This is a genomic window from Actinoplanes sp. 13, assembly GCF_056134165.1.
On the sequence record NZ_JBVYOQ010000004.1, the window covers coordinates 367696 to 389225 of the forward strand.

Annotated in this window: 16 protein-coding genes and 1 pseudogene; 4 read left to right on the forward strand and 13 right to left on the reverse strand. The window is 71.4% G+C overall.

The window, feature by feature from the left end; genetic code table 11:
• Positions 1-37: 37 nt before the first annotated feature.
• The 4 genes and pseudogenes from nrfD to AC0NH5_RS12055 all read right to left on the reverse strand — a co-directional run bounded on the left by nrfD (position 38) and on the right by AC0NH5_RS12055 (position 5770).
• The gene (gene nrfD, locus AC0NH5_RS12040) at positions 38-1102 is read right to left on the reverse strand and encodes an NrfD/PsrC family molybdoenzyme membrane anchor subunit (protein WP_474402769.1); all 1065 of its coding nucleotides are present in this window, start codon (positions 1100-1102) and stop codon (positions 38-40) included.
• A complete protein-coding gene (locus tag AC0NH5_RS12045) occupies positions 1099-2181 on the reverse strand; it encodes a 4Fe-4S dicluster domain-containing protein (RefSeq protein ID WP_474402770.1) in 1083 nt (360 codons plus the stop codon). The genes nrfD and AC0NH5_RS12045 overlap by 4 nt, the downstream gene beginning before the upstream one ends.
• A gap of 7 nt (positions 2182-2188) precedes the next feature.
• Positions 2189-5383, reverse strand: a pseudogene (fdh, locus tag AC0NH5_RS12050) (formate dehydrogenase); the annotation flags it as partial.
• 9 nt (positions 5384-5392) lie between these two features.
• The gene (locus AC0NH5_RS12055; RefSeq protein ID WP_474402771.1) at positions 5393-5770 is read right to left on the reverse strand and encodes an STAS domain-containing protein; all 378 of its coding nucleotides are present in this window, start codon (positions 5768-5770) and stop codon (positions 5393-5395) included.
• A gap of 61 nt (positions 5771-5831) precedes the next feature.
• Here AC0NH5_RS12055 and AC0NH5_RS12060 point away from each other — a divergent pair, with 61 nt between their 5' ends.
• Positions 5832-6803, forward strand: a complete 972-nt coding sequence (locus AC0NH5_RS12060; RefSeq protein ID WP_474402772.1) for a nitronate monooxygenase — start codon at positions 5832-5834, stop codon at positions 6801-6803.
• Here AC0NH5_RS12060 and AC0NH5_RS12065 read toward each other — a convergent pair.
• Positions 6790-7662 carry a hypothetical protein gene (locus AC0NH5_RS12065; RefSeq protein ID WP_474402773.1) on the reverse strand — a complete coding sequence of 291 codons (873 nt, stop codon included), beginning with the start codon at positions 7660-7662 and terminating at the stop codon, positions 6790-6792. The two genes, AC0NH5_RS12060 and AC0NH5_RS12065, sit on opposite strands and share 14 nt — an antisense overlap.
• Positions 7663-7899: 237 nt before the next feature.
• Here AC0NH5_RS12065 and AC0NH5_RS12070 point away from each other — a divergent pair, with 237 nt between their 5' ends.
• Complete coding sequence (locus AC0NH5_RS12070; protein WP_474402774.1) at positions 7900-9651, forward strand: HEXXH motif domain-containing protein; 1752 nt, start codon at positions 7900-7902, stop codon at positions 9649-9651.
• Positions 9652-9656: 5 nt separating this feature from the next.
• On the opposite strand, the gene AC0NH5_RS12075 is transcribed toward AC0NH5_RS12070, so the two are convergent.
• Complete coding sequence (locus tag AC0NH5_RS12075) at positions 9657-10784, reverse strand: effector-associated domain 2-containing protein (RefSeq protein ID WP_474402775.1); 1128 nt, start codon at positions 10782-10784, stop codon at positions 9657-9659.
• A 202-nt stretch (positions 10785-10986) separates the two neighbouring features.
• On the opposite strand from AC0NH5_RS12075, the gene AC0NH5_RS12080 reads away from it, so the two are divergent.
• Positions 10987-11166, forward strand: a complete 180-nt coding sequence (locus tag AC0NH5_RS12080) for a hypothetical protein (protein ID WP_474402776.1) — start codon at positions 10987-10989, stop codon at positions 11164-11166.
• A 52-nt stretch (positions 11167-11218) separates the two neighbouring features.
• Here AC0NH5_RS12080 and fxsT read toward each other — a convergent pair whose 3' ends face one another.
• From fxsT to AC0NH5_RS12115, 7 genes are all read right to left on the reverse strand, one after another.
• Positions 11219-14641, reverse strand: coding sequence for an FxSxx-COOH system tetratricopeptide repeat protein (fxsT, locus tag AC0NH5_RS12085; RefSeq protein ID WP_474402777.1), 3423 nt, complete (start codon positions 14639-14641; stop codon positions 11219-11221).
• Between the two features lie 421 nt (positions 14642-15062).
• Complete coding sequence (locus tag AC0NH5_RS12090) at positions 15063-15662, reverse strand: N-acetyltransferase family protein (RefSeq protein WP_474402778.1); 600 nt, start codon at positions 15660-15662, stop codon at positions 15063-15065.
• Between the two features lie 53 nt (positions 15663-15715).
• Positions 15716-16780, reverse strand: coding sequence for a DUF2293 domain-containing protein (locus AC0NH5_RS12095; protein ID WP_474402779.1), 1065 nt, complete (start codon positions 16778-16780; stop codon positions 15716-15718).
• Positions 16781-16905: 125 nt separating this feature from the next.
• Complete coding sequence (locus tag AC0NH5_RS12100) at positions 16906-17778, reverse strand: hypothetical protein (RefSeq protein ID WP_474402780.1); 873 nt, start codon at positions 17776-17778, stop codon at positions 16906-16908.
• Entirely contained in the window at positions 17778-18131 is a 354-nt protein-coding gene (locus AC0NH5_RS12105; protein WP_474402781.1) for a PadR family transcriptional regulator, read from the reverse strand. The genes AC0NH5_RS12100 and AC0NH5_RS12105 overlap by 1 nt, the downstream gene beginning before the upstream one ends.
• Before the next feature lie 27 nt (positions 18132-18158).
• A complete protein-coding gene (locus AC0NH5_RS12110) occupies positions 18159-18410 on the reverse strand; it encodes a DUF3817 domain-containing protein (protein WP_474402782.1) in 252 nt (83 codons plus the stop codon).
• Entirely contained in the window at positions 18410-18859 is a 450-nt protein-coding gene (locus tag AC0NH5_RS12115) for a hypothetical protein (protein WP_474402783.1), read from the reverse strand. The genes AC0NH5_RS12110 and AC0NH5_RS12115 overlap by 1 nt, the downstream gene beginning before the upstream one ends.
• Positions 18860-18992: 133 nt before the next feature.
• Here AC0NH5_RS12115 and AC0NH5_RS12120 point away from each other — a divergent pair, with 133 nt between their 5' ends.
• Positions 18993-21506 carry an Hsp70 family protein gene (locus AC0NH5_RS12120; protein WP_474402784.1) on the forward strand — a complete coding sequence of 838 codons (2514 nt, stop codon included), beginning with the start codon at positions 18993-18995 and terminating at the stop codon, positions 21504-21506.
• Positions 21507-21530: the final 24 nt, after the last annotated feature.

Sequence of the window (21530 nt, forward strand, 5' to 3'; positions counted from 1 at the left end):
CCGCTCGCAGCCGACCGTGCCGCATCCGCCCGTGCTGTCACATATGTCCGTCGTGCGAAATCGGCAGGCCCGCATCGGCGGCTGATGGGGGACGGGACTGTTCGGGGGCGGCCGGGGCCTGCCGGTTCGCCAGTCGCTCGCGCTGCGGCACGACTGTGTATTTCGGGTCCTTCGCCGACGCCATCCCGCCCTCGAAGATGCCGAAGCGGGTGGCGAGCGACGCGGTGAGCAGCGACAGCCCGCTCAGCGCCGACACCACCCGGCTGCGCCGGCCCAGCACCGCTCCCGCGACGCCCAGCGCGGTCAGCGCGCGTCCGGCCTTCAGATATTTTCCGGCGCGGCCGGTGGTGTACGGCTCGCTGAGGAGGCCCTTGGTGGTTTCCACCCGGTGCGCGCCCCAGAGTTCGAGGCCGGCGCCGAGGACGGCCATCCGCCGGGCCGGGCCGGCCTGGGCGCGGGGTGCGGCGATCAGGCCGACGCCGGCGCCGCTGGCCAGGGCGCTGCCGGCGAAGACGAACGGCAGTTCGGGGTACGCCTCGTGCCAGCTGGGCACCGCGGTGTCCGCCAGCAGCACCGCGGTGTAGGTGGCCAGTGCCGGGGCGAGGGCGGCCGCGCCGTACTGCCCGGCGGTGCCCACCGGCGGCAGCACCCGGCGGGCCAGGCCGAGCACGCCGCGTTCGGGCAGCAGCGGGGCGGCCTCGGCGACCGCCGCGACGCCGGCGGCGCCCCCGAAGGCGCTCAGGATCCAGGTGCCCACCGACATCGGCGAGGTCGGTTTCGCGACCCGCAGCATGTGGTGGAAGCGCGCCGGCCGGCCCAGGTCGTTGATCAGGAAGTAGGTGCTGGCGACCAGGGCGCCGAGCGCGGTGGTGCGGCCGGCGCGGCGCAGCGCGGGCCGGCCGGTGGCGGCGCCCCCCGCGGCGAGCAGCGCCGAGCCGGCGGCCAGACCGCCGGTGAACAGGTACGCCGCGATGTCGTGATGCCAGGCCGGCGGCCGGATGATCGGCCGGCCGTAGTAGGAGCGGAAGTCGGCGGGCGGCACCACGGCCCGGTCGCCGCCACGGCCACCACCGCGGCCGCCTCCACCATGACGCGGGCTCATGAACGTCCTCCCAGGAACGAGACCACCACGGCGGCGGCCATCGTCAGGCCGGCCAGACCGGCCCGTTTCCACATGGCCGGCAGGTCACGGGTGGTCACGATCGGGTCCGGGGGCAGGCCGTACACCTCGGGCTCGTCGAGCAGAAGGAAGAACGCGCCGTCGCCGCCGACGCCGTCCTCCGGGTCGTGGCCGTAGAGCCGGGCCTCGGTGACGCCCTGCTCGTGCAGCTTCTCCACCCGGTGCGCGGCGCGGGCGCGCAGCTCGTCCAGCTCGCCGTACTGGATGGACTGGGTGGGGCAGGCCTTGGCGCAGGCGGGGGTGAGCCCGTCGCCGATCCGGTCGTAGCACATCGTGCACTTCCACGCCCGGCCGTCGTCCTTGCGCTGGTCGATGACGCCGTAGGGGCAGGCCGGGATGCAGTAACCGCAGCCGTTGCAGATGTCCTCCTGCACCACGACGGTGCCGAACTCGGTGCGGAACAGCGCGCCGGTGGGGCAGACGTCGAGGCAGCCGGCGTGGGTGCAGTGCTTGCAGACGTTGGACATCATCAGCCAGCGGAAGTCGCTGCGCGGGGCGTCCATGGTGCGGCCGGGGAGGTCGCTGCCGGGCATGCCGAGGAACTGCGGCCCCGCCTTCGCCGGTGCGGCGGGCGACGGCGCAACGATGGTCGCGGCGGCCGCCAGAGCATCAACAGCCGGGGGTACGCCCGGAGCGGTGCCGGTGTCCGGTGCGGTCTGCGAGGCCGTCACCGCCGTCTGCGCGCTCACCGAGGGTCCGGTGGGCAGACCGGCGAACGCCCCCGGCGTGTCGGTGCCGCCGCCGGAGCGGGCCGCCGGCTGCTCGATGAAGGCGACGTGCCGCCACGAGTTCGCGGACAGCCCGCCGGTGTTGTCGTAGGACGTGCCGAGCAGGGTGAACCCGTCGTCCGGGACCGCGTTCCACTCCTTGCACGCCACCTCGCAGGCCTTGCAGCCGATGCACACGCTGGTGTCGGTGAAGAACCCCATCCGCGGCGGCGCGTCGGTCCAGCCCGCGTCCGGCGCGGGTTCGAGGGGGCCGTACAGGCTGTTGTTACCCATGACCCTCCGCACGTTTCCGGTATCCCTCGACATAGTCCAGCAGCGCCGGTCCGGTCGGGCGGCGCCCGGGCTGGATGTCGCAGGTGCCCACTTTGCTCTCCTGGATCAGCACGTTCGGGTCCAGGGTGATGCCGATCAGGTCGTTCGCCGAGTCGCCGGTGATCAGGCCCTCGTTGCCCCAGTGGTACGGCATCCAGATCTGGTGCACCGTCCGGCCGTCGATGCGCAGCGGGGTGAGCCGGTCGGTGACCAGCACCCGGGCCTCGATCGCGGCCCGCTCGGTCACCATGTGCGCCCAGCCGAGGTGCTCCAGCCCGCGTTCCGCGGCCAGTTCGGGGGAGACCTCGACGAACATCTCCGGCTGCAGCTCGGAGAGGTATGCCAGCTGACGGCTCATGCCGCCGGCGGTGTGGTGCTCGGTGAGCCGGCTGGTGCTGAAGACGTACGGGAACACGTCCGACCGCGGATTGACCGGGTTGTCCTCCCGGTCGTACACCTTGCGGGTCGGGTTCGCCTGCTGGCTGTAGAGCGGGTTGCGCACCGGTGACTCGACCGGCTCGTAGTGGGTCGGCAGCGGGCCGTCGATCAGGCCGGCCGGGGCGTACAGCCAGCCCTTCCCGTCGCCCTGCATGATGAACGGGTCGTCGCCGGAGATCGCCGCGACACCGGTGGCCCCGTCCGGCGGCCGGTACGACGGTGGCTTGGTCTTCTCGAAGTCGGGCACGTCGTACCCGGTCCACTCGCCGGCGTCGGGGTCCCACCAGACGTACTTCTTCCGTTCCGACCAGGGCCGGCCCTCCGGGTCCGCGGAGGCGCGGTTGTAGAGGGTGCGCCGGTCGGCCGGCCACACCCAGCCCCACTCGCGGGCCACCCAGTCCTGTTCGCTGCCGGGCTTGCGGCGGGCGGCCTGGTTGACCCCGCCGGAGTAGACCCCGGAGTAGATCCAGCAGCCGCACGAGGTGCTGCCGTCGGCCTTGAGCCCCGTGAAGCCGGGTAGCAGCTCGCCGGTGCTCAGGTCGTACCCATTGATCTCTTTGAGGATGTGCTCGGCGTCCGGCTCGTCGCCGCGCTCGCCGTGCACGGGGTAATCCCAGGTCAGGTTCAGCAGGCCCTGGTCGCGCCCGCGGGACGAACCGGCCAGCCGGTCCCGGACGATGCGGCCGAGGTGATAGAAGAACCAGAGGTCGGAGCGGCAGTCGCCGGGCGGCTCGGCGGCCTTCTCCCGCCACTGCAGCATCCGCTGGGTCTGGGTGAACGTGCCCTCCTTCTCGGCGTGCGAGGCGGCCGGCATGAAGAACACCTCGGTCCGGCACTGCTCGGGCACGATCTCACCGGTGGCGACCTCGGGGCCGTCCTTCCAGAAGGTGGCGCTCTCGATCATGAAGAGGTCGCGGACCACCAGCCAGTCGAGGTTGGCCATGCCGAGCCGCTGGGCCTTGCCGTGCGCCGAACCGACCGCGGGGTTCTGGCCGAGCAGGAAGTAGCCCTTCACCTTGCCGTCGATCATGTTCAGCACCTGCTGGTAGGTGCCGTGGTCGCCGGTGAGCCGGGGCAGCCAGTCGTAACCCCAGTCGTTGTCCGCGGTCGCGGCGTCGCCGAAGTACGCCTTGAGCAGACTGACCGCGTAGGCCTCGGCGTTCGCCCAGAAGCCCGCCTGCTCGGGGTGCCGGATGCCGGCGATCCACTTCTGGAACGTCTCGTGCTGCTCGTGGTGAGGCATCGGCAGATAACCCGGCAGCAGGTTGAACAGCGTCGGGATGTCGGTGGAGCCCTGGATGCTGGCGTGCCCGCGCAGCGCCATCACGCCGCCACCGGGCCGGCCCATGTTGCCCAGCAGCAGCTGGATGATCGCGCCGGTGCGGATGTATTGCACACCGACGCTGTGCTGGGTCCAGCCGACCGAGTAGACCAGCGCGGTGGTGCGCTCGCGCCCGGAGTTGGCCGTCCACGCCTCGCAGACCTCGAGGAACTTGTCCTGCGGCACGCCGCAGACGCGCTCCACCATCTCCGGCGTGTAGCGGGCGTAGTGCCGCTTGAGCACCTGGTAGACGCAGCGCGGGTCCTGCAGCGTCGGGTCACGCGGGACGTCCGGTGGGATCGGCGGGCCGTGCGACTCCTGCTCCAGGCCGGAGGCGGTCTCCCGGTCGTCGTGCGCCTCTTGCTCGTCCTGCCCCTGACCTGCTTGCTGCCCCGCGTACTGCCAGCTCTTCTGGTCGTAGACCTTGAGCTCGGGGTCGAACCCGGAGAACAGGCCGTCGAGGTCCTCGGTGTCCTGGAAATCCTCGCTGACGATCATGGACGCGTTGGTGTACGCGACCACGTACTCCCGGAAGTCCTTCTCGTTGCTGAGGATGTAGTTGATCACCCCGCCCAGGAACGCGATGTCGGCCCCGGCGCGCACCGGCACGTACGAGTGCGCGAGCGCGCTGGTCCGGGTGAACCGCGGGTCGACGTGGATGACCTTGGCGCCGCGGTTCTTCGCCTCCACCACGTATTGGAAGCCCACCGGGTGGGCCTCCGCCATGTTGGAGCCCTGGATGATGATGCAGTCGGCGTTAGCCAGATCCTGGAGGAATCCGGTGGCCCCGCCACGGCCGAAGCTGGTTCCCAGACCGGGAACGGTGGCGGAGTGTCAAATCCGCGCCTGGTTCTCGATCTGAATGGCGCCCATCGCGGTGAAGAGCTTCTTGATCAGATAGTTCTCTTCGTTGTCCAGCGTGGCGCCGCCGAGGCTGGAGATGCCGAGCGTCCGGTTCAGCGGCCGGCCCTCGTCGTCGGCGTCCTCCCAGGTCTCCTCGCGTGCGGCGAGAACCCGGTCGGCGATCATCTCCATCGCCGTGTCGAGGTCGAGCTCTTCCCAGTCGGTCGCGAACGGCCGGCGGTAGAGCACCGTGCGCACCCGGCGCGGGCTGGTGACCAGGCTCTTGCTGGCCGAACCCTTCGGGCACAGCCGGCCCTTGGAGATCGGGCTGTCCGGGTCACCCTCGATCTGGACGATCTCGCCGTCCTTCACGAAGATCCGCTGACCGCAGCCGACCGCGCAGTACGGACAGACGGAACGGGCCATCGAGTCGGCGGTCTCGGTGCGCGCGGTCAGGTCCCGCGAGCGCTGCGACTGCGCGGCGGCTCCCCGGCCCAGCGGGTCGGTGCCCGTGAGCTGCCGGTAGACCGGCCAGCCCTCGATCCACGTACGGACGCCCATGAATCAACCCTAAGCCTGCGGGCCCGGTCCCGCATCGTGGGGCGCGTCCCCGGCGGGCCGTTCTTTTCCCAGACCGAAGACGTCCGACAGGCCGGTCACCTCGACCGCCTTGCGGACGGGATAGGAGGGGTTGGCGAGCCGCAGGGTGACGCCGGCGCCGGCCGCCGTGTTGCGCGCGCTGACCAGGGCGCCCAGTGCGTACGAGTCGAGGAACGTCACCTCGGCGACGTCGACCAGCAGGAGCGAGCCGGACATCTCCGCGGCCTTGGCCGCCAGACTGTCCCGGATCAGGTCCGCCTCGGCCAGGTCGAGTTCGCCGGCGATCGTCGCGTGGACCGTGTCGCCGTCGGGATCGGTTCGGTAGGAGACTGCCGCCATCATCGACATCTCGGCAAGTCTACCCGCCTCATGATCGACCAAACCGGACGCGACGGAGTAGGGAGAAGTAATGAGCCTGCGAACGCCCTTCACCGAGCTGCTCGGGATCACCCATCCGATCGCCCTCGCACCGATGGGCGGCGCGTCGGGCGGCGCGCTCGCCGCGGCCGTCACCCGCGGTGGCGGGCTGGGCATCCTGGGCGCGGGATATGGCGACCGCGCCTGGCTGGACCGTGAGTTGCCGATCGTCGCCTCGGCCGGTGGGCCCTGGGGCGCGGGTTTCCTGAGCTGGGCGGCCGAGGTGGAACCGGTGGAGCGGGTGCTGGCCGCGGGCGCCCGGGCGGTGATGCTGTCGTTCGGCGATCCGGGACCGTTCGCCGGGCGGGTCCGGGCCGCCGGCGCGCTGCTGATCATCCAGGTGACCGATCTGGAGGAGGCACGGCGGGCCGTCGACCTGGGCGCCGACATCGTCGTGGCGCAGGGGACCGAGGCCGGTGGCCACGGCGCCCGGCGTGGACGGTCGACGCTGCCGTTCGTACCCGTCGTGGTGGATCTCGCCGCGCCGGCGCCGGTTCTCGCCGCCGGTGGCATCGCCGACGGCCGTGGGGTGGCCGCGGCCCTCGCGCTCGGCGCGGCCGGGGCGCTGATCGGCACCCGCTTCCAGGCCACCGTCGAGTCCCTCGCCGAACCGCGGGTGGTCGAGGCCATCGTCGGCGGGCGCACCGAGGACACCGACCGCAACCGGGTCCTCGACATCGCCCGCGGCTCGGCGTGGCCGCCGCGGTACACGGCGCGCACGCTCGGGCATCCGTACCTGGACCGCTGGCGGGACCGCGAGGCGGAGCTGGCCGCCGACCCGCGGGCCCGGCAGGACTATCAGGACGACGTGCGGCGCGGCGTGATCCCGCCACTGCCGGTCTGGGCGGGCGAGGGCGTCGACCTGATCACCGACGTGCCCTCCGCCGCGGATCTCACCGCCGCTCTGGCCGCCGGGGCCGCGGCCACGCTGGCCGGACTCGCGGGACCGGTCAGCAGGCCTTGACCCGCACCACCGGGGTGGACACGTCGGTGTCGTCGGTGGCGCCGTTGAAGACGACCGCCGCGGCCCCGTTGCCGGGGCGCAGCTGCCAGCGGAACGCGCCGCCCGAACGGGAGATCAACGGCTTGACGCCGGTCAACTCGGCCCAGCCCCACTGCGAGCCGGTCGACCGGTACGCCAGGTCGTCCTCGATCATGAACTCGGCGCCCAGGCCACCGGTCTCCTCGCCCTGATAGCCGGTGCCGGCGTCACCGTCGGCGTCGATGAAGACATGGTGCCAGGAGAACGTGCCGGTGAAGGTCGCCCGGAGGGTGATCGCGCCCTTCGCCGAACAGGCCGAATACGCGGTGATCCGGCCGGCCTTCGCCCCGCTGCGGCTCTTCGACGCCCCCGGCGTGGCGGTGCGGACCGCCTGGTGCGGGGTCCGGGCCGCCCGCGGCGGCCCGGACGACCCGGACGGCGCGGCGGACGGGACGTTGGCCCGGATCGCGGACTGCAGGCCGGCGAGCGCCGGCGTCGAGGACGGCGCGAACGACGGTGGTGCGACGACCGGGAAGCCCTCCGGTGCCGGGCCACTGACCGGGACGGACGGCCCGGCGCTCACCACCCGGAACGCGGCGGCCGAACCGCCGGCGATCAGCGCCACCAGCAGGCCGGTGAACACCAGGCCCCAGCGCCGGGGCTTGCGCTCGGGCGCCGCCGGCACCGCGGTGACCGCGGCCGGCTCCGGCCTGATCGGCCCGGGCGCCGCGATCCGGGCCGGCGGCCGGTTCGGGAACATCCGCCGCAACGAGGCGGCCCGCTGACCAGCGAAGTCAGCGTCACCCTCGTCCGGGCGCCCATGCGCAGCCTCACCACCCACGCCACACTCCCAATTGTCTTAAATGGTGGTCCGTGTCCGCGGGGCACGGTACACGCACAACGTGAGGATGTGACGGATGGCCTCACTATCGAGACATTGACGTGCTCTGTCGCGACTTCCCGCGTGCCGCTGCGCGAGGAGTTGCCGAGCATCGATCCGCATCAGGCGCCGGCCGGCATCGCATGCCTATTGTGGAGGAGGTCGGCACGCCGTGTAATCACGACACTGGGGGCGTCCATGCCGCTGTCGAACCACCGTATCAAGGAGCCCTACCTCGAGCTCTTGTGCCGAGGGCACGGCAGCGCCGAGCTGACCGGGGAACTCTGGCGGACCGAGTTCAGCCGCCGGCTCCTGCTGATCGACGCGATCCTGGAGGCCGCAGCCCGGCGTCCGGAGCTGATGGGCCCGCTGCCCGCGCCCCTCGCGGCCGTGGATCTGCTGAAAGAGGTCGACGACGCCGATCGGAACCTGTTCCGGCAGATCCTTCTGCACCCTGGCGTCGGCAGCTGGGCGTCCTACGTCCTGCGCCGGTTGCACGGCTTCGTCGGCGCCCCGGCACCGCTGTGGGTGGACCTGGGGATGCTGCACGCGCTGGCATTCGTGACCGCCGTGCGTGACGGCCGGGAGTGGGCGACTGCCGTACCGGCCCGCAACGGCGCCGTCATGCTGCCCACGCTGGGGATGGCGGTCCTCCCCGGAGCAGCGGCGTGGGACGTGGTCCGTGCCGAGACGCGCGACGGTGCCGTGACGTTGCGCTACCACGAGCACGAGCTGCATCTGTCCGCCGACGGCACCGCCGCGCCCGGCGACGCCACGTGGTGGGAGTTGCGCCGGATCAGTGCCGGGACCGATCCGGTCCTGAACGTGACGCTCGACGACATCGATCCGTACCGCGATCTGGGTGATCCGACCGAGCCGCGACGCCTCTCCGCCGCGGAGGCCGGACGATGGGAGCCGCTCCTGGCCGGCGCCTGGCACATCCTCTGCACAGCGCACCCGGCAACCGCGCGGGCGATGGCCGGCGGAGTCGTCGACGTCGTGCCTCTGCCCGGCAACGACTCCGGCGAGACCCGGAGCGCGTCCACGGGGGAAGCGTTCGGCAGAGTCCTGGTCTCCGAGCCGGCCGACGCGCTGTCCCTGGCGGTGGCCCTGGTGCACGAGTTCGCCCACATCCAGCTGGGTGGTCTGCTGCATCTGTTGCCGGTGACCTCCGGCGGGCAGGAGGAGGTGTACTACGCGCCGTGGCGGGATGATCCGCGGCCGCTGCCCGGACTCGTCCAGGGCATCTACGCGTTCGCCGGCATCGCGTCCTTCTGGCGGACCCAGGCCCGGCTCACCCACGACAGTTACGCGGCTTTCGAATATTTGTACGCCCGGGCCCAGGTGGAGCAGGCCCTGGCCGTCGCCGATGGCTCCGGCGCCCTCACCGCGCTCGGTGAGCGCCTGATCGCCGGGCTGACCGAGCGTGTGCGGGGTTGGGGCGAGGACTCGTTCGCCACGGCGGCACACCGGTCAGCGCGGTTGGCCGCCGCCGCGCACCGCACGGGCTGGCGCCTTCGTCATCTCCAGCCGTCCGGATCGGCCGTCGAACAGCTGCTCACCGCCTGGTCGCGAGGCGCGGACGCGCCTGTGCCGGACCCCGGATATCGCGTCGTGGCCGGGGAGAAGCGCTGGTCGCAGGCCAGGCTGCTGATGATTCGCCGGTGGCTCGCGAAGGGCCGGACGGGTGCCGCCGGAGGCGGTGACGCCGCCCTGGTGCGTGGTGACTCCGCGACGGCGGCCGCCTGCTTCCTGCAGCGGATCGAAGCCGATCCCGCCGATCTGGATGCGTGGACCGGCCTCGGCCTGGCGATCGACGCGCCGGCCGGCCTGGTCCTTCGTGACCATCCGTCCCTCGTCCGTGCGGTCCACCTCGCCCTGCGCGACCAGGACGCCCGGCCCACCGCACTCGTGGAGTGGCTGGCCCGGACCTGGGGGAGTGGTTCATGACCACGTCACCCGCGCCGCCAGTTCTCCCGGATCACGTGCACCAGCTGCTGGAACTCCGGTGAGGCGCTGCCCAGGAACAGTTCCAGCGCGCTGATCAAGGCGTCCTCGCCCTCGGGGAAGCTGTCACACGTGCGGACCATGGCGATGACATGGGTCCGTGGTGTCGGGCTGTACGGGACCGCGGACCGGATGTGAGCCGGCAGTTCGTCCAGCAGGCGCTGCCGTTCGTGCTCGTCCCTCATCCCGCGCACGGCGAGCATGCCGTCGACCAGGCGGGACATCGCAGCCACTGTCCCCGGGCCGGTCCGCCGCGCGGAGGTGGGGTTCGGGGCGATCGGTGCCGTCGCCTGGAGCAGGGCCTGCAGATAGGCCGCGGCGACCGCCGCGGCGTAGCCGTGCCACCCGTCGTCCTTCGCCGCATCGGCCAGATCGGACACGCCACGAACCATGAACCACTCGAGGCCGTGCAACCCGGCGGCGGTCGCCAGCCCGGACGCCTCCATCTCGAAACCGACGACCCCGTGTTCGCGGGCCAGCTCGTCCCGCAGCGCCGCGTCTCTGAGCAGGACGTCCGCGCTGCCCACGGCGCCACGGTGGACGACGGGCTGCCCGGGTTCCCGAGGCGGTGCGAACGCGGCGCTGCCCGTGAGCGCGGCCAGGGCCGGCTCCCAGCCCCGCTGCCCGCGTATCTCCCGCTCCGCCAGGTGGTTGTCGGCGCGCCGGATCGCCGCGGAGACCACCCCCGGCGGGCGGCGCAGAATCCGGGTTCCGTTCGCTGCACGCACGTGCCCGTAATCGACGATGCCCTCGGTGGCGCTGATGATGTCTCCCGGACGGACGCCGGCCTGCGGCGCGCCGGCGGCGATCCCGCACAGAAGAATTATTCGGGCCGAAGGAAACGACCGTGTCAGATTGGTGACAGTGGCAGCCGCGTCGCGTGTCCCGTCCCGCGTCTGCAAGGTGGCGGCGACGCGGTGCGAGACCGCGGGTTCGGCGCTGGGAATGTCGCCGACCAGGTAACCAGCCGGGTCGCCGGGCACGCGGAGTTCCCGGACGTCATTCATGACCAGCCGTACGGCGGCGAACTCCCGGGGTAACGCCGTAACGATTCCCGCAGTCACTTCTCGTGGCATCTTCGCCGCTCCTGCCTCGTCACGACATTCGCCCGGATTCGTTGCCGCGAGGGTTACGGTATAGGCCGGTTCCGGTGGGCGTAGAGATGATTGTTCCTTACCCCCGCTCGCCGTGTGAGACACTGACGTGGCTGAATGCGCGATGCGGGCCGGTGGGCCGTACGCCGGCTCCGCGGGCCGGCGCGAGAAGGGAATCAGCGCTGTGGATCTCGATCATTCGGAGATCGAAACGGAATTGGTTGATCTTTCGGTGACGTCCCTCGGTGAGTTGCGGGAGACTGATCGGAAGCTGCTGGCGCAGTCGCAGGCAGCGATGCTCGACCAGCTCGAGCACGCCCGCGCGAACATAGGTTCCGGTCCCCCGGGGCTGCGCGTGGACTGACGTGACGGATGACGCCGGGTCATGACCCGGCGTCATCCGTTCCGGACCGTCCTCACAGGGGCATCGGGTCGACGTCGCAGTCCGCTCGAAGGTTCTGCAGAGCGTTCAGGGTGGCGGGGTGACGCTCACCGAGCACTTCCCGCAGCCGTGCCAAAGTGTCCGACAGGACGCGATCCGCCTCGGCCACCCGTCCGGCGGCCCGCAGGTCGAGCGCCACGTTGACGCTGCAGGCCAGGGTCGACGGGTGGTCCGCTCCGAGGGCTCGTTCGGATCGGGCCAGAGTGTCGGTGTCCTGCTCGAACGCCTTCTGGACGTCACCGGTGGCGTACAGGTCACTGCCGTAGTTGGTGGCGCAGATCAGGGTGATCGGGTGGGCGTCGCCGAGTGTCTCGCGCAGGATGGCGAGGGATTCCCGGTCGTGTCGCAGCGCTTCGGTCGCGTCGCCGCAGAGGCGGAGAACCACTGCCAGATTGGTACGAGCCGACAGCGTGTACGCGTGCCTGGCGCCGAACAGCCGCAGGTACCGCTCCAGCGTGTCCTCGCCCAGCTTCCGTGCGCCCTCCAGGTCCCCGTCGTGACGAAGGTCGACCGCGAGGTTCTGCGCCGTGGCGATGGTGTCCGGGTAGTCGTCGCCGTACCGGCGCTGATAGCGGTCGAAGGTCGCGCTCGACAGCTGGAGGGCGCCGGGGTGGTCGCCGGCCTTGCGGCGCGCCACCGCGAGAGCCCGGGCCACCCGCAGCGTTGCGGGAGCGTCCTTGCCGAAGATGCCGATGCTGCGCAGGTACGCCTCTTCCACGTCCTTGCGCGCGCTTTCGTAGTCGCCCGATTCCCGCTTGTCGATGAGCAGGTTGTAAAGGGACAGCTGCGTGGCGTCGTTCTCGGTCCCGAGAACCGTCGTGCGGTGCCGATAGGTCTGCCGATCGAGATTCTCCGCCTCCTGGAACCTGCCCAGCAGCCGCAACCCCACCCCGACGTTGTTCGCACACTGCAACGTGACCGGGTCGTCGTCGCCGAAGGCTCGCGCGCAGGCTTCGAAAGCCTGCTTGTCGAGTTCGTACGCGGCGCGGAAGTCACCGCTCACCCGCTGGTCCAACGCGACGGTCAGCATCGCGTTCAGCGTTCCTTCGTCGTCGTTGCCGAAGGCCTCCCGGTACAGCTCCAGCGTCTTCCTGTTGAGATCGCGCGCCTTCGCGTACCGGCCGTTGACGAAATACATCCAGCCCAGCCACTTGGCCAGAAGCAACGTGTGCGCGTCACTGGGGCCCCGGTCGCGGACACGCGCTTCATGGGCCTGGACGGCGAGGGTCTCGCTGCCTTTGTGATCGCCGAAGTAGTAGAGGTACTGCACGACGTCGAAGACCAGGAGATGAACCCGCGGATCGTCCGAGTTGACGGCGTCCGAGGCGTCGACGTGGGCACGCAGGGCGCCGTACCGGTCCCAGTAGTCGCGGCGGCCCGGGTCGCTCGGGTTGGCGTTGGCCAGCAGGGTGTGCGCGCCGCGGCGCATCCGCTCCTGTTGAGCCTCGTCCATGCTGTCGGTCAGCACGAGCCGGATGAGGCGGTGGATCTGCAGCGTGTTGGCCCGGTGATCGTATTTGGCGAGAGCCAGTCGCGTGATGTCGCGGATGGCGCGCCCGATGCTGTAGGTGTCGCGCAGCATCGCGTCCAGCTCGGTGGTGATGTCGGCCGCGCTGGACCAGGTGAACAGCGCCCGGGAGATCGGTTCCGGCGCGAGGAAGGAACAGACCTGCAGCAGTTGCAGGGCGGCCGGATTGCTCTCGGCGAGTTTGCCCAGCGACATGCTCCACGCGGCCCGGACGGTGAGCCGGTAGTCCGGCGGCGGGTCCACGTCGAAGAGCTCGAGCCGTTTGTCCTTCAGAAGCTTCAGGTATTCGTCGACGGCCATGCCGGTCGTCGCGCGCCAGGCCGAGGCGGCCTCGATCGCCAGCGGCAGATCACCGAGCGCCTGGCCCAGGCGGTCGGCGTCGTCGTCGGTGAGGTCGGGATTGCGGTTGCGCAGGAAGGTGACGCTCTCCTCCCGGGTGAAGACGTCCACCTCCAGGGCGCGTGTGCCTCTCTCCCACTCGAGGTTGCGGGAGGTGACGATGATGCGCCCGGCGCCGCCGGTCGGGAAATATCGTCGCACCTCTTTGGGATCCTCGGCGTTGTCGAAGACCAGAAGCCAGTCACGATAGCCCGTGGATCCCGTGCTCAATGCTTCCTGAACAGCCGGAACCGCGATGTTCGCCTCCGGGCTGACATCCAGCTTGAGGCGCCGCGCGAGGTTGGTCAAAGAGGTGAGGATCTGGCCGACATCCTCGGCCGGAACCCACCAGACGAGGTCGAACTCCTGACTGTGGCGATGAACGTACTCAATGGCGATCTGAGATTTCCCGACACCGCCCATGCCGTGAATTGCTTGAGGCAGAACTGCCGTCTGCATTCGGATACTGAGTTCTTCGTGGAGCAATTCGAGGAATTCTTCACGACCCGTGAAGTCGGGATTCCTCTGCGGTACATCGCCCCAGACTTGCGGAAGCTTCTCCATGGCGAGCTTCCGGCTGGCGACGGGAGCCATATCATCTCCAATCTCAGTGCTCGTGTCGCCCTGGTTCGCCGATGCGGCATCGGCATCGGCCTCCACGGAGGCTCCGTCGGAAACTTCGGAAGAAATAAGCGATTCTCGCGTTTTCAGTGGATCGACCATAACAGTATTTTGGTCAGTAAACGGACGAACCCGCGCATTGGGGGTATCCTGCTCCTGGGTTCGTTGCTTCGTGTCGATCGCGGCCGGTTGGTGCGGTGACTCTGCCGGCGGTGCGTCGTCGCTGCTGGTCGCAGGTGTGGGCGCCGGCAGCACGTCCTCGACGAGGTCGAGTCGCTCCGCCACCCGCTCGACCCACGAGGTCAACTCGGCCCGTAGCGGCCCCTCCACCTCGGTGGAGATGTGGTGGACGAAGGTCAGGGCGGCGACCGCGCTCCGGGGCCCGTTGCCGCGCGCCGCCAGCGACTCGAACGTCTGGGCGATGTCGGTGGAAGGCTGCGTGAGCTCGGGGTCCGCGGCCCGGGCGGCCCGCTGCCACCTCGCGGGGTCGGCCATCTCGCCGGCGGCGCGGCGCAGCAGCTCCTGAGCCTGCTGACTCTCACCCTGCACGAGCAGGCTCGACAGGGACGCGCTGTCGATGAGCGAGCCGGCCAGCCGGGTGCCGGGCGCCTCCGGCGCCATGACGACGAGGGCCTCCTTGAGCGCGCGGAGTCCGTTCCGGGTGCTGATGCAGGCCAGGATGATCTCGATGATGTGAGTGCGGGCCTGGTCGCGCTCGGGGACGTCGGGAAAAGTGCGCACGTCACGCCTGACCAGGTTGATCAGAAGCCGGCGGTCGGCGAGGCTGGCGGTGACGGGCACGTCGACCAGTGCGGCGACGAGAGTCCTGCGAAACTCTCCCGCCGGGTCTTTCCTGGTGGCGTGCGTCAATGCGGGACCCCCCTATGCTCCGACGACACACTTCGATGGACCCATGTTCTACCCCCGGCGCCGTCCAGGCCAGGGTCCGTGGCAAATAGGCCAGCAGCGTAGCGGGTGCGCAAACTGCCGCTGAAGGCCCGATCGGCATCAGTTCGGTCATCCGGGTGATGAAATGTGCGTGCAAGTTGCATGGAAGGCGCGAAATGCCCTGCTTTCGTGGCGGCAACGATCGAGATCCACTTAGGTGGATCTTCGAACGACGTGCTCGAGAATGCGCCGGAAAATCGGATTTCCGCTGGCACTGCCGGGGTTCGGCCGGCCGCGTAGCGGTTCCGTGCGGCCGCATCGTCGCAGCTCGCCGGTTCCGGGCTGACGAGTCACCGGACCGTGTGATGACGGGTACTCGACACTGCGAGCTCCCGGGTGACACCTACCCGGCCGGGCGGCTGCTGTCGCCGTCGTGGCCGCCGAACCGAAGTCGGCCCGATGTGCCGCCGGCGCGCACCGAAAGGTCGCGGCGCATGCGCAGGCTGCGGATGTGGTCGTCGACGCGGGAGAGGGCGGCCCGCACCGTGTCCATCGGCTGGAACCCGCGCGCCCGGTAGAAGCCGATCCCGGCGCTGTCGCCCAGGAAGACCGACACCCACATCTCGGTGCCGCCCGCCGCGTGGATCTGCCCGGTGACCCGTTCCAGCAGCAGCGAGCCCAGGCCCCGGCCGCGCGACCCGGCCTCCAGATAGATCAGCGACAGCTCACCGGAGGTCGCGCCGGTCATCCCGCCACCGGCCGCGCCGAGCACCCGCCCGGCCTCCTCGACCACCTGATAGCCGAACCAGTCCGGCGGCGCCGGCGCCGCGTCCGCGGCCACCCGCGGCTCGTCGTAGAAAGCCTCGACGCTGCGCTCGATGTAGCCCGCGGGGAGCAGGTCGCGGTACGCGTCCCGGTACGCCGTGGAACAGATCCGGGCAATGGCGGGCACATCGGAGGCGACGGCCGGGCGAACTACGGCGGTCAGCGAAGATCCAGGCACGCGGGCAAGGATAAGGGCTGGCCCCGAGGGGCCGGGGCGGTGCTGGCAGGCCGTCAAGAGGCCGGCGGGCGCCGCCACTCGTTCAGGACCCGGTCGATGTCCGCGCGGATCCGCTCCCGGGCCTGCTCGCGCGGCACACCGTTCATCAGCAGCTCGTCGTAATCGGTGTCCTCGTGCCGGACCGAGGCCACCACCGCGCGGGTCACCGCCTCGGGGTCCAGCGCGCGGCCGGCAGCGCTGCGGCCCACCCGGCCACTGCCGCGCTCGCCGGTGTGCAGGCTGATCGCCGCGGCCCGGGCCGGCGGGCAGCCGGGGAACCACCGGCCGATGTGGTCGGCCAGCTCCTGCCGGAACGACTCGTCCGCGACCTCGCGCCGCTGCCGGTCGCGTTCCCGGCGGCGGGCGCGGGCGTCCTCGTCGGAGAGGCACTGCTGCTCGGCCTGCTCGATCGCGGCCCGCTCCACCAGCAGGCCCCGCCGGTCGTAGCGCCTGCGGGACCGGTTGAACCGGACCACCACCGCCGACAGCCGGCTCGCCTGTCTCGCCCGGCGGGTCATCGCCGCGTCGCCGGCCGGCAGGAACACCAGATGATCGAGGTCGGCGCAGGTCAGGCAGATCGGCCCGGCGTCCTCCATCATCAGCAGGTCGCCGTCGGCCCGTCCGCAGCCGGCGCAGGTGAAATCCCGCGCCGGCTGCACGACGACCAGGTCCGGTGGCCTGCTCTGCTTGGCGGTCAGCCGTTCCCGTTGCTGCTCCGGCAGGTCCGGCGGCGTCCAGTGGGTGCGGTAGGCCAGCTCCAGCGCGGGATCGCCGGTCGCGGTGAAGCGCAACGGCCGCCGGTCGCGGGTGGCGGCCGGGTATGCGACCTCACCGGGGCGCAGGCCGCGGCTGTCCACCCAGCGGTGGAAGACCTCCAGCGCGTCGGCGAGCCGGTCGGGGGTCACCGCCGCGATCGCCTCCAGGTGCGGCACGCGGCCCTGCTGCCAGTCCGTCACCCGGCCGGGCGGCACCCAGCCCAGCCCGGTGAGCACGTCGAGCGGGCTGACATGACGCCGGCGTGCCAGGGCCTCCTCGGCGGCGGCCGTCACCCGGCGTTCCAGCTTGGTGGCGGGCTGCATGCCCGGCAGGTTACCGGCTCGCCCCGAGGCACCGCGGCACTCCCCGCACGCCGCTCCCGCCCCGCGTCGCTCGCGCACCGTGCAGCTTCAGTGTGTGAAGTTCGGGTCCGAATCGGACCCGAACTTCACACACTGTTGTGGGGGTTTGCGTCGTGGGCGGGGGAGTGGCGGCGGGTGAAGGCTCGGGGCAGGCGGTGCTCGTAGGCGACCGCGAAGACGGCACCGCCCACCAGCAGAAGCAGATGGGCCAGCAGCGTGGGTCCCGGCGACAGCAGCCGATCGCCACCGCGGAGTTCGGCGAGCATGTTGACCACCACCAGCAGGAAGCTGCTCAGGACGCAGGCGAGGAAGACGGCCAGGCTCAGGCCGTACCGCTGCTTGCGGTGTTCGAACTGCGCGGCGTAGTCCTCGGCCTTTCCGAACTCGGCCTGCGGCGCCGTTCCGCACGCCGACGACAGCTCGTGCACCTCTTCCAGGATGCGCTCGACCTCGGGCTCGGGCAGGTGCCGGAGCCGGAGGTTGAACGCCAGAGCACGGTAGTAGCCGATCGGCCCGGCCGTCTCCGGCGCCTCCTGGGCGGGGGCATGGCCGGCCCCGGAAGCGGGGCCCGGAACGGCGCCTGTGGTGAAGGCGCGCGGCAGCCGGTGGTCCAGCGCGAAGCGCAGGGCGTCGCCGGCGAAGAGCGTCACCAGCCACACCGCCAGCACGGCCCACCAGGGCAGCAGCATCTGCCCGCCCTGCCGGCGCAGCTCGATGTTGAGGATGGTGAAGGCGCCGCCCGCCAGCCAGAAGGCCCAGTTGATCCAGCGCCTGGACGGCCGGCGGCCGGTGGCCCGCCCGAAGGTCGCCGCGTAGTCGTCAGCGGGACCGAACTCGTCCCGCGGCGCCTTCCCGGTCGATGTGGACAGGTCCCTGACCTCGCTGAGGATCGCGACGACCTCGGTCTCCGGGACGCGTCGTTGTCGAAGCTGGTAGGCGAGCCGGCGGTAGTAGCTCATCACTGTCCCTTCGCGACGGCGACTGCAGCGGATGCGGCGGACGTGACGACCTGGTTCAGCTCGGACCACTGCTGACTGAGCAGGGCCAGGTCGCGGCGCCCGGTTCCGGTGATGGAGAAGACCTTGCGAGGCGGGCCGCCGCTGTCCGGCTCCCACCGGTGCTCCACCCGCCCGAGCTCCTCCTGCCGGGCGAGCAGTGGATAGAGGGTGCTGCCCCGCAGGGAGCCCAGCCCCAGCTCGCGCAGACTCTGCAGCAGCACGTAACCGTGGGCGGGGCCGCGGTGCAGGACGGAGAGGACCACCACGGGAAGCGCGGCACGGATCCAGTCACTGGGCCACCGCTCACCGTCCATTACTAGAACGTAACACGGACTAGTACGTCAGGCGACCCAGTTGCGGGCCTTGTCGATCCGCCGGACTGCCACCGGCCCGCCCACCGCCGGCAGTGCCGCCAGCAGCCGCGTCCGCAGGTCACCCGTCTCCCGCACGACCGCCCCCAGCACCACCAGATAGGCGCATCCGTGCACCGGCCCCATCAGCGACGCGACGGCCGGCAGGTGCACCGTGGCCAGGTTGACCAGCAGCACGGCCAGTGACACCACCTCGGTCCACGCCGCGATCCGCAGCACCATCACGCCCCCGTGGTGGAGCCGGGCCGGACGATCATCAGCACCACGACGACCGCCCACAGCAGGTTGAACACCCCGGTGACCATGCCGAGCCGCGCCGCCGACCGCTGATCCACCGCGCCCGCGAGCACCGCCGACTGTCCCGGCAGGATCCGGAACACCAGCACGACCGCGGCCACTGCGGTCAGCGCCATCGACACGATCAGCCACCCGTCGGTGAGCACGCCGAGGCTGCTCGCGGTGGCCAGCCCGAAGACCGGCACGGTGATCCCGATCCCGGCGTAGACCCGGCAGATCCGGTGCAGCGTCCGCAGCACGGTGGTCCCGTGGTCGTCCGGGCCCGACGCCACCAGCCGCCGGACCGCCGGGGGATACATGCTCGCCGCCACGGTGACCGGGCCGATCGCGATGATCGCGGCGAGGACGTGCAGAGAGAGGAGCACTTTCGTCACGATCACCGAAGGTAGGAGCCGGGCCGGCGCCGGCACAGTGGCGAAAATGCCACGGGTCAACGGATTCACGCCAGCGCACGCCGACCCAGTCGGAGGATTCGATGTGTGCGGCCAACCCCTAAGGTCGGAGGGCGTGACGACGGACTACGGCCTGGGCATCGATCTCGGCACCACACACACCGCGGCCGCGGTCCGCACCGGTGGGCGGATCGAGTCGGCCCGCCTGGGCGCCCGGCGCATGGAGATCCCGTCGGCGGTCTTCGTGAAGGAGGACGGCTCGCTGCTGGTCGGCGAGGCGGCGGAGCGGCGCGGCCGGCACGAGCCGGACCGGCTGGCCCGCGAGTTCAAGCGGCGGATGGGCGACCCGCGACCGATCCTGGTCGGTGGCCTGCCGTTCTCCGCCCACGCGCTCACCGCCAAACTGCTGCGCTACGTGCTCGACGCGGTGCCGCAGCGGCCGGCCCGGGTGGCGCTGACCTACCCCGCCCACTGGGGGCCGTACAAACGGGAGCAACTTGATCAGGCGATCCGGCTCGCCGACGCCGGGCCGGTGCACCTGCTCAGCGAGCCCGAGGCGGTGGCGCGGCAGCACGCGCAGACCGAACAGATCAAGCCCGGCCAGACCTTCGCCGTGTACGACCTCGGCGGCGGCACGTTCGAGGCCGCCGTGCTGCGCCGCGAGGACGACGGGTTCGTGCTGCTGGGCACCCCCGAGGGCATCGACCAGCTGGGCGGGGCCGACTTCGACGAGGCGCTGCTCGCACACGTGCTGGGCACCCTCGACGGCGACCTGGACCGCGACGACCCGGAAACCGCGCCCGCGCTGGCCCAGCTGCGGCGGGACTGCGTCGAGGCCAAGGAGTCGCTCTCCTTCGACACCGAGACGACGGTCCCGGTGGCGCTGCCCGGCCGGCACACCCGGGTCCGGCTGAGCCGGGCCGATCTGGAAGCCCTGATCCGGCACTCGGTGCGCGAGACCGTCGACGCCACCCGGCGCGCCCTGCGGTCGGCCGACGTCCAGCCGGACGAGCTGAGCGCGATCCTCCTCGCCGGCGGCTCCTCCCGGATCCCTCTGGTCGGGCGCGCTCTGGCCGACGAGTTCGGCCGCCCGGTCGTGGCCGATTCGCACCCTGAGCACAGCGGCGCCCTGGGCGCCGCCTCCGCAACCGCCCCCGCCGGAACCACCGCTCCTGCCGGAACCATCGCTCGAGCCGGAACCACCGCTCCAGCCGAAACCATCGCCCCTGCCGGGACCACCGCCCCCGCCTCCGCGGCCACCGCCGGCGGCGCTGTCACGGTCGAAGCCGCCGACAGTGGACCGGCCCACACCGCCGCGGCCGCCGGTGCCCCGGTAGCCACTACGCCCTCGCCGGTCTACACACCCGCGCCGCGGCAGCACCAGGACTTCACCGACCTGCGCACACCCGCCGACCCCTGGGCCGCCGTCGAGGCCGCCGAGGCCGCCGCCGCCCTGGCCGCCGCCGCCGAGGCCGAACAGATCACCCGGTCCGCGACCACCACCCGGATCCCCGGCCCGCGCACGCCCGACCCGATCCCGGACGGCGAGCCGAGCACCCAGTTCATCGCGGCCACCGACACCGCGCCGTACTCCCCGCACCCTGTCCACCAGCCCGGATCCGGCCCGGACCAGGTCCCGGCCGCGACCCGGCGCCGTCGCCCCCTGGTGATCGCCGGCGTCACCGTTGTCGCCCTCGCCGCGACCGCCACCGGCATCGCGCTGAACAACGCCCGCAAGGACAAGCCCCGCACCACCCCCGGCGCGGCAGTCACCGCCTCCGCCTCCGCCCCCGGACCGGCTTCGCTGCCCACCGACACCATGCTGATCCGGGCCGACACCGGCGGTGACATGAACGGACCCGGGTGGGAGCCCCGCATCCAGTACTTCGACCCGGTCGCCGGCGCCCGCAAGGACCTGCCCGGCACCGAGGCCGGCGACACCCTCCCGCGCTGGTCGCACGACCGCCGCCAGATCGCGGTGACGCACCGCAAGGGCCGCAACAGCACGATCTTCGTGATGGGCAGCGACGGCGCCGGCCGCCGCCCGCTGATCGACGGCGTCTCCAGCGGCCGGGTCGCCTGGTCCGCCGACGACACCAGGCTGGCCTTCGTCAAGAAGGCCGGCACGTTCAACCAGATCTTCGTCATTCCGGTCGACGGCGGCACGCCGAAGCAGCTGACCCGCTCCAAGACTCTCAAGGACGACCCGGTCTGGTCGGCCGACGGCAGGTCGATCCTCTACTGGGCCGAGCGGAACGGGACCCGGTCCATCTTCGCGCTGTCCGTCGACGACCCGGACGAGCCCGGCCGCCCGGTCACCACCGCGGCGCACGGCAACGCGGTCGACCCCGCCGTCTCCCCGGACGGCACGAAGGTGCTGTTCACCAGGGAGATCGACGAGGACAACACCGACGTCATGCTGATCGACACCGCCGGCGGGCAGGCGCGCCCGGTCGCGGACAGCCCGGCCCGCGAGATGGATCCGACGTGGTCACCGGCGGGCGACTGGGTCGGTTACGTGCGCGGCGACTACAACCGCCCGCAGGTCGTGGTGGAGCGCCTGGACGGCTCCGAGGAGAAGAAACTGACCACCGGCGCGGCCCGGGAGGGTCACCCGTGCTGGTTCTGACGGCTTTCTCGCCGCTTTAAGGCC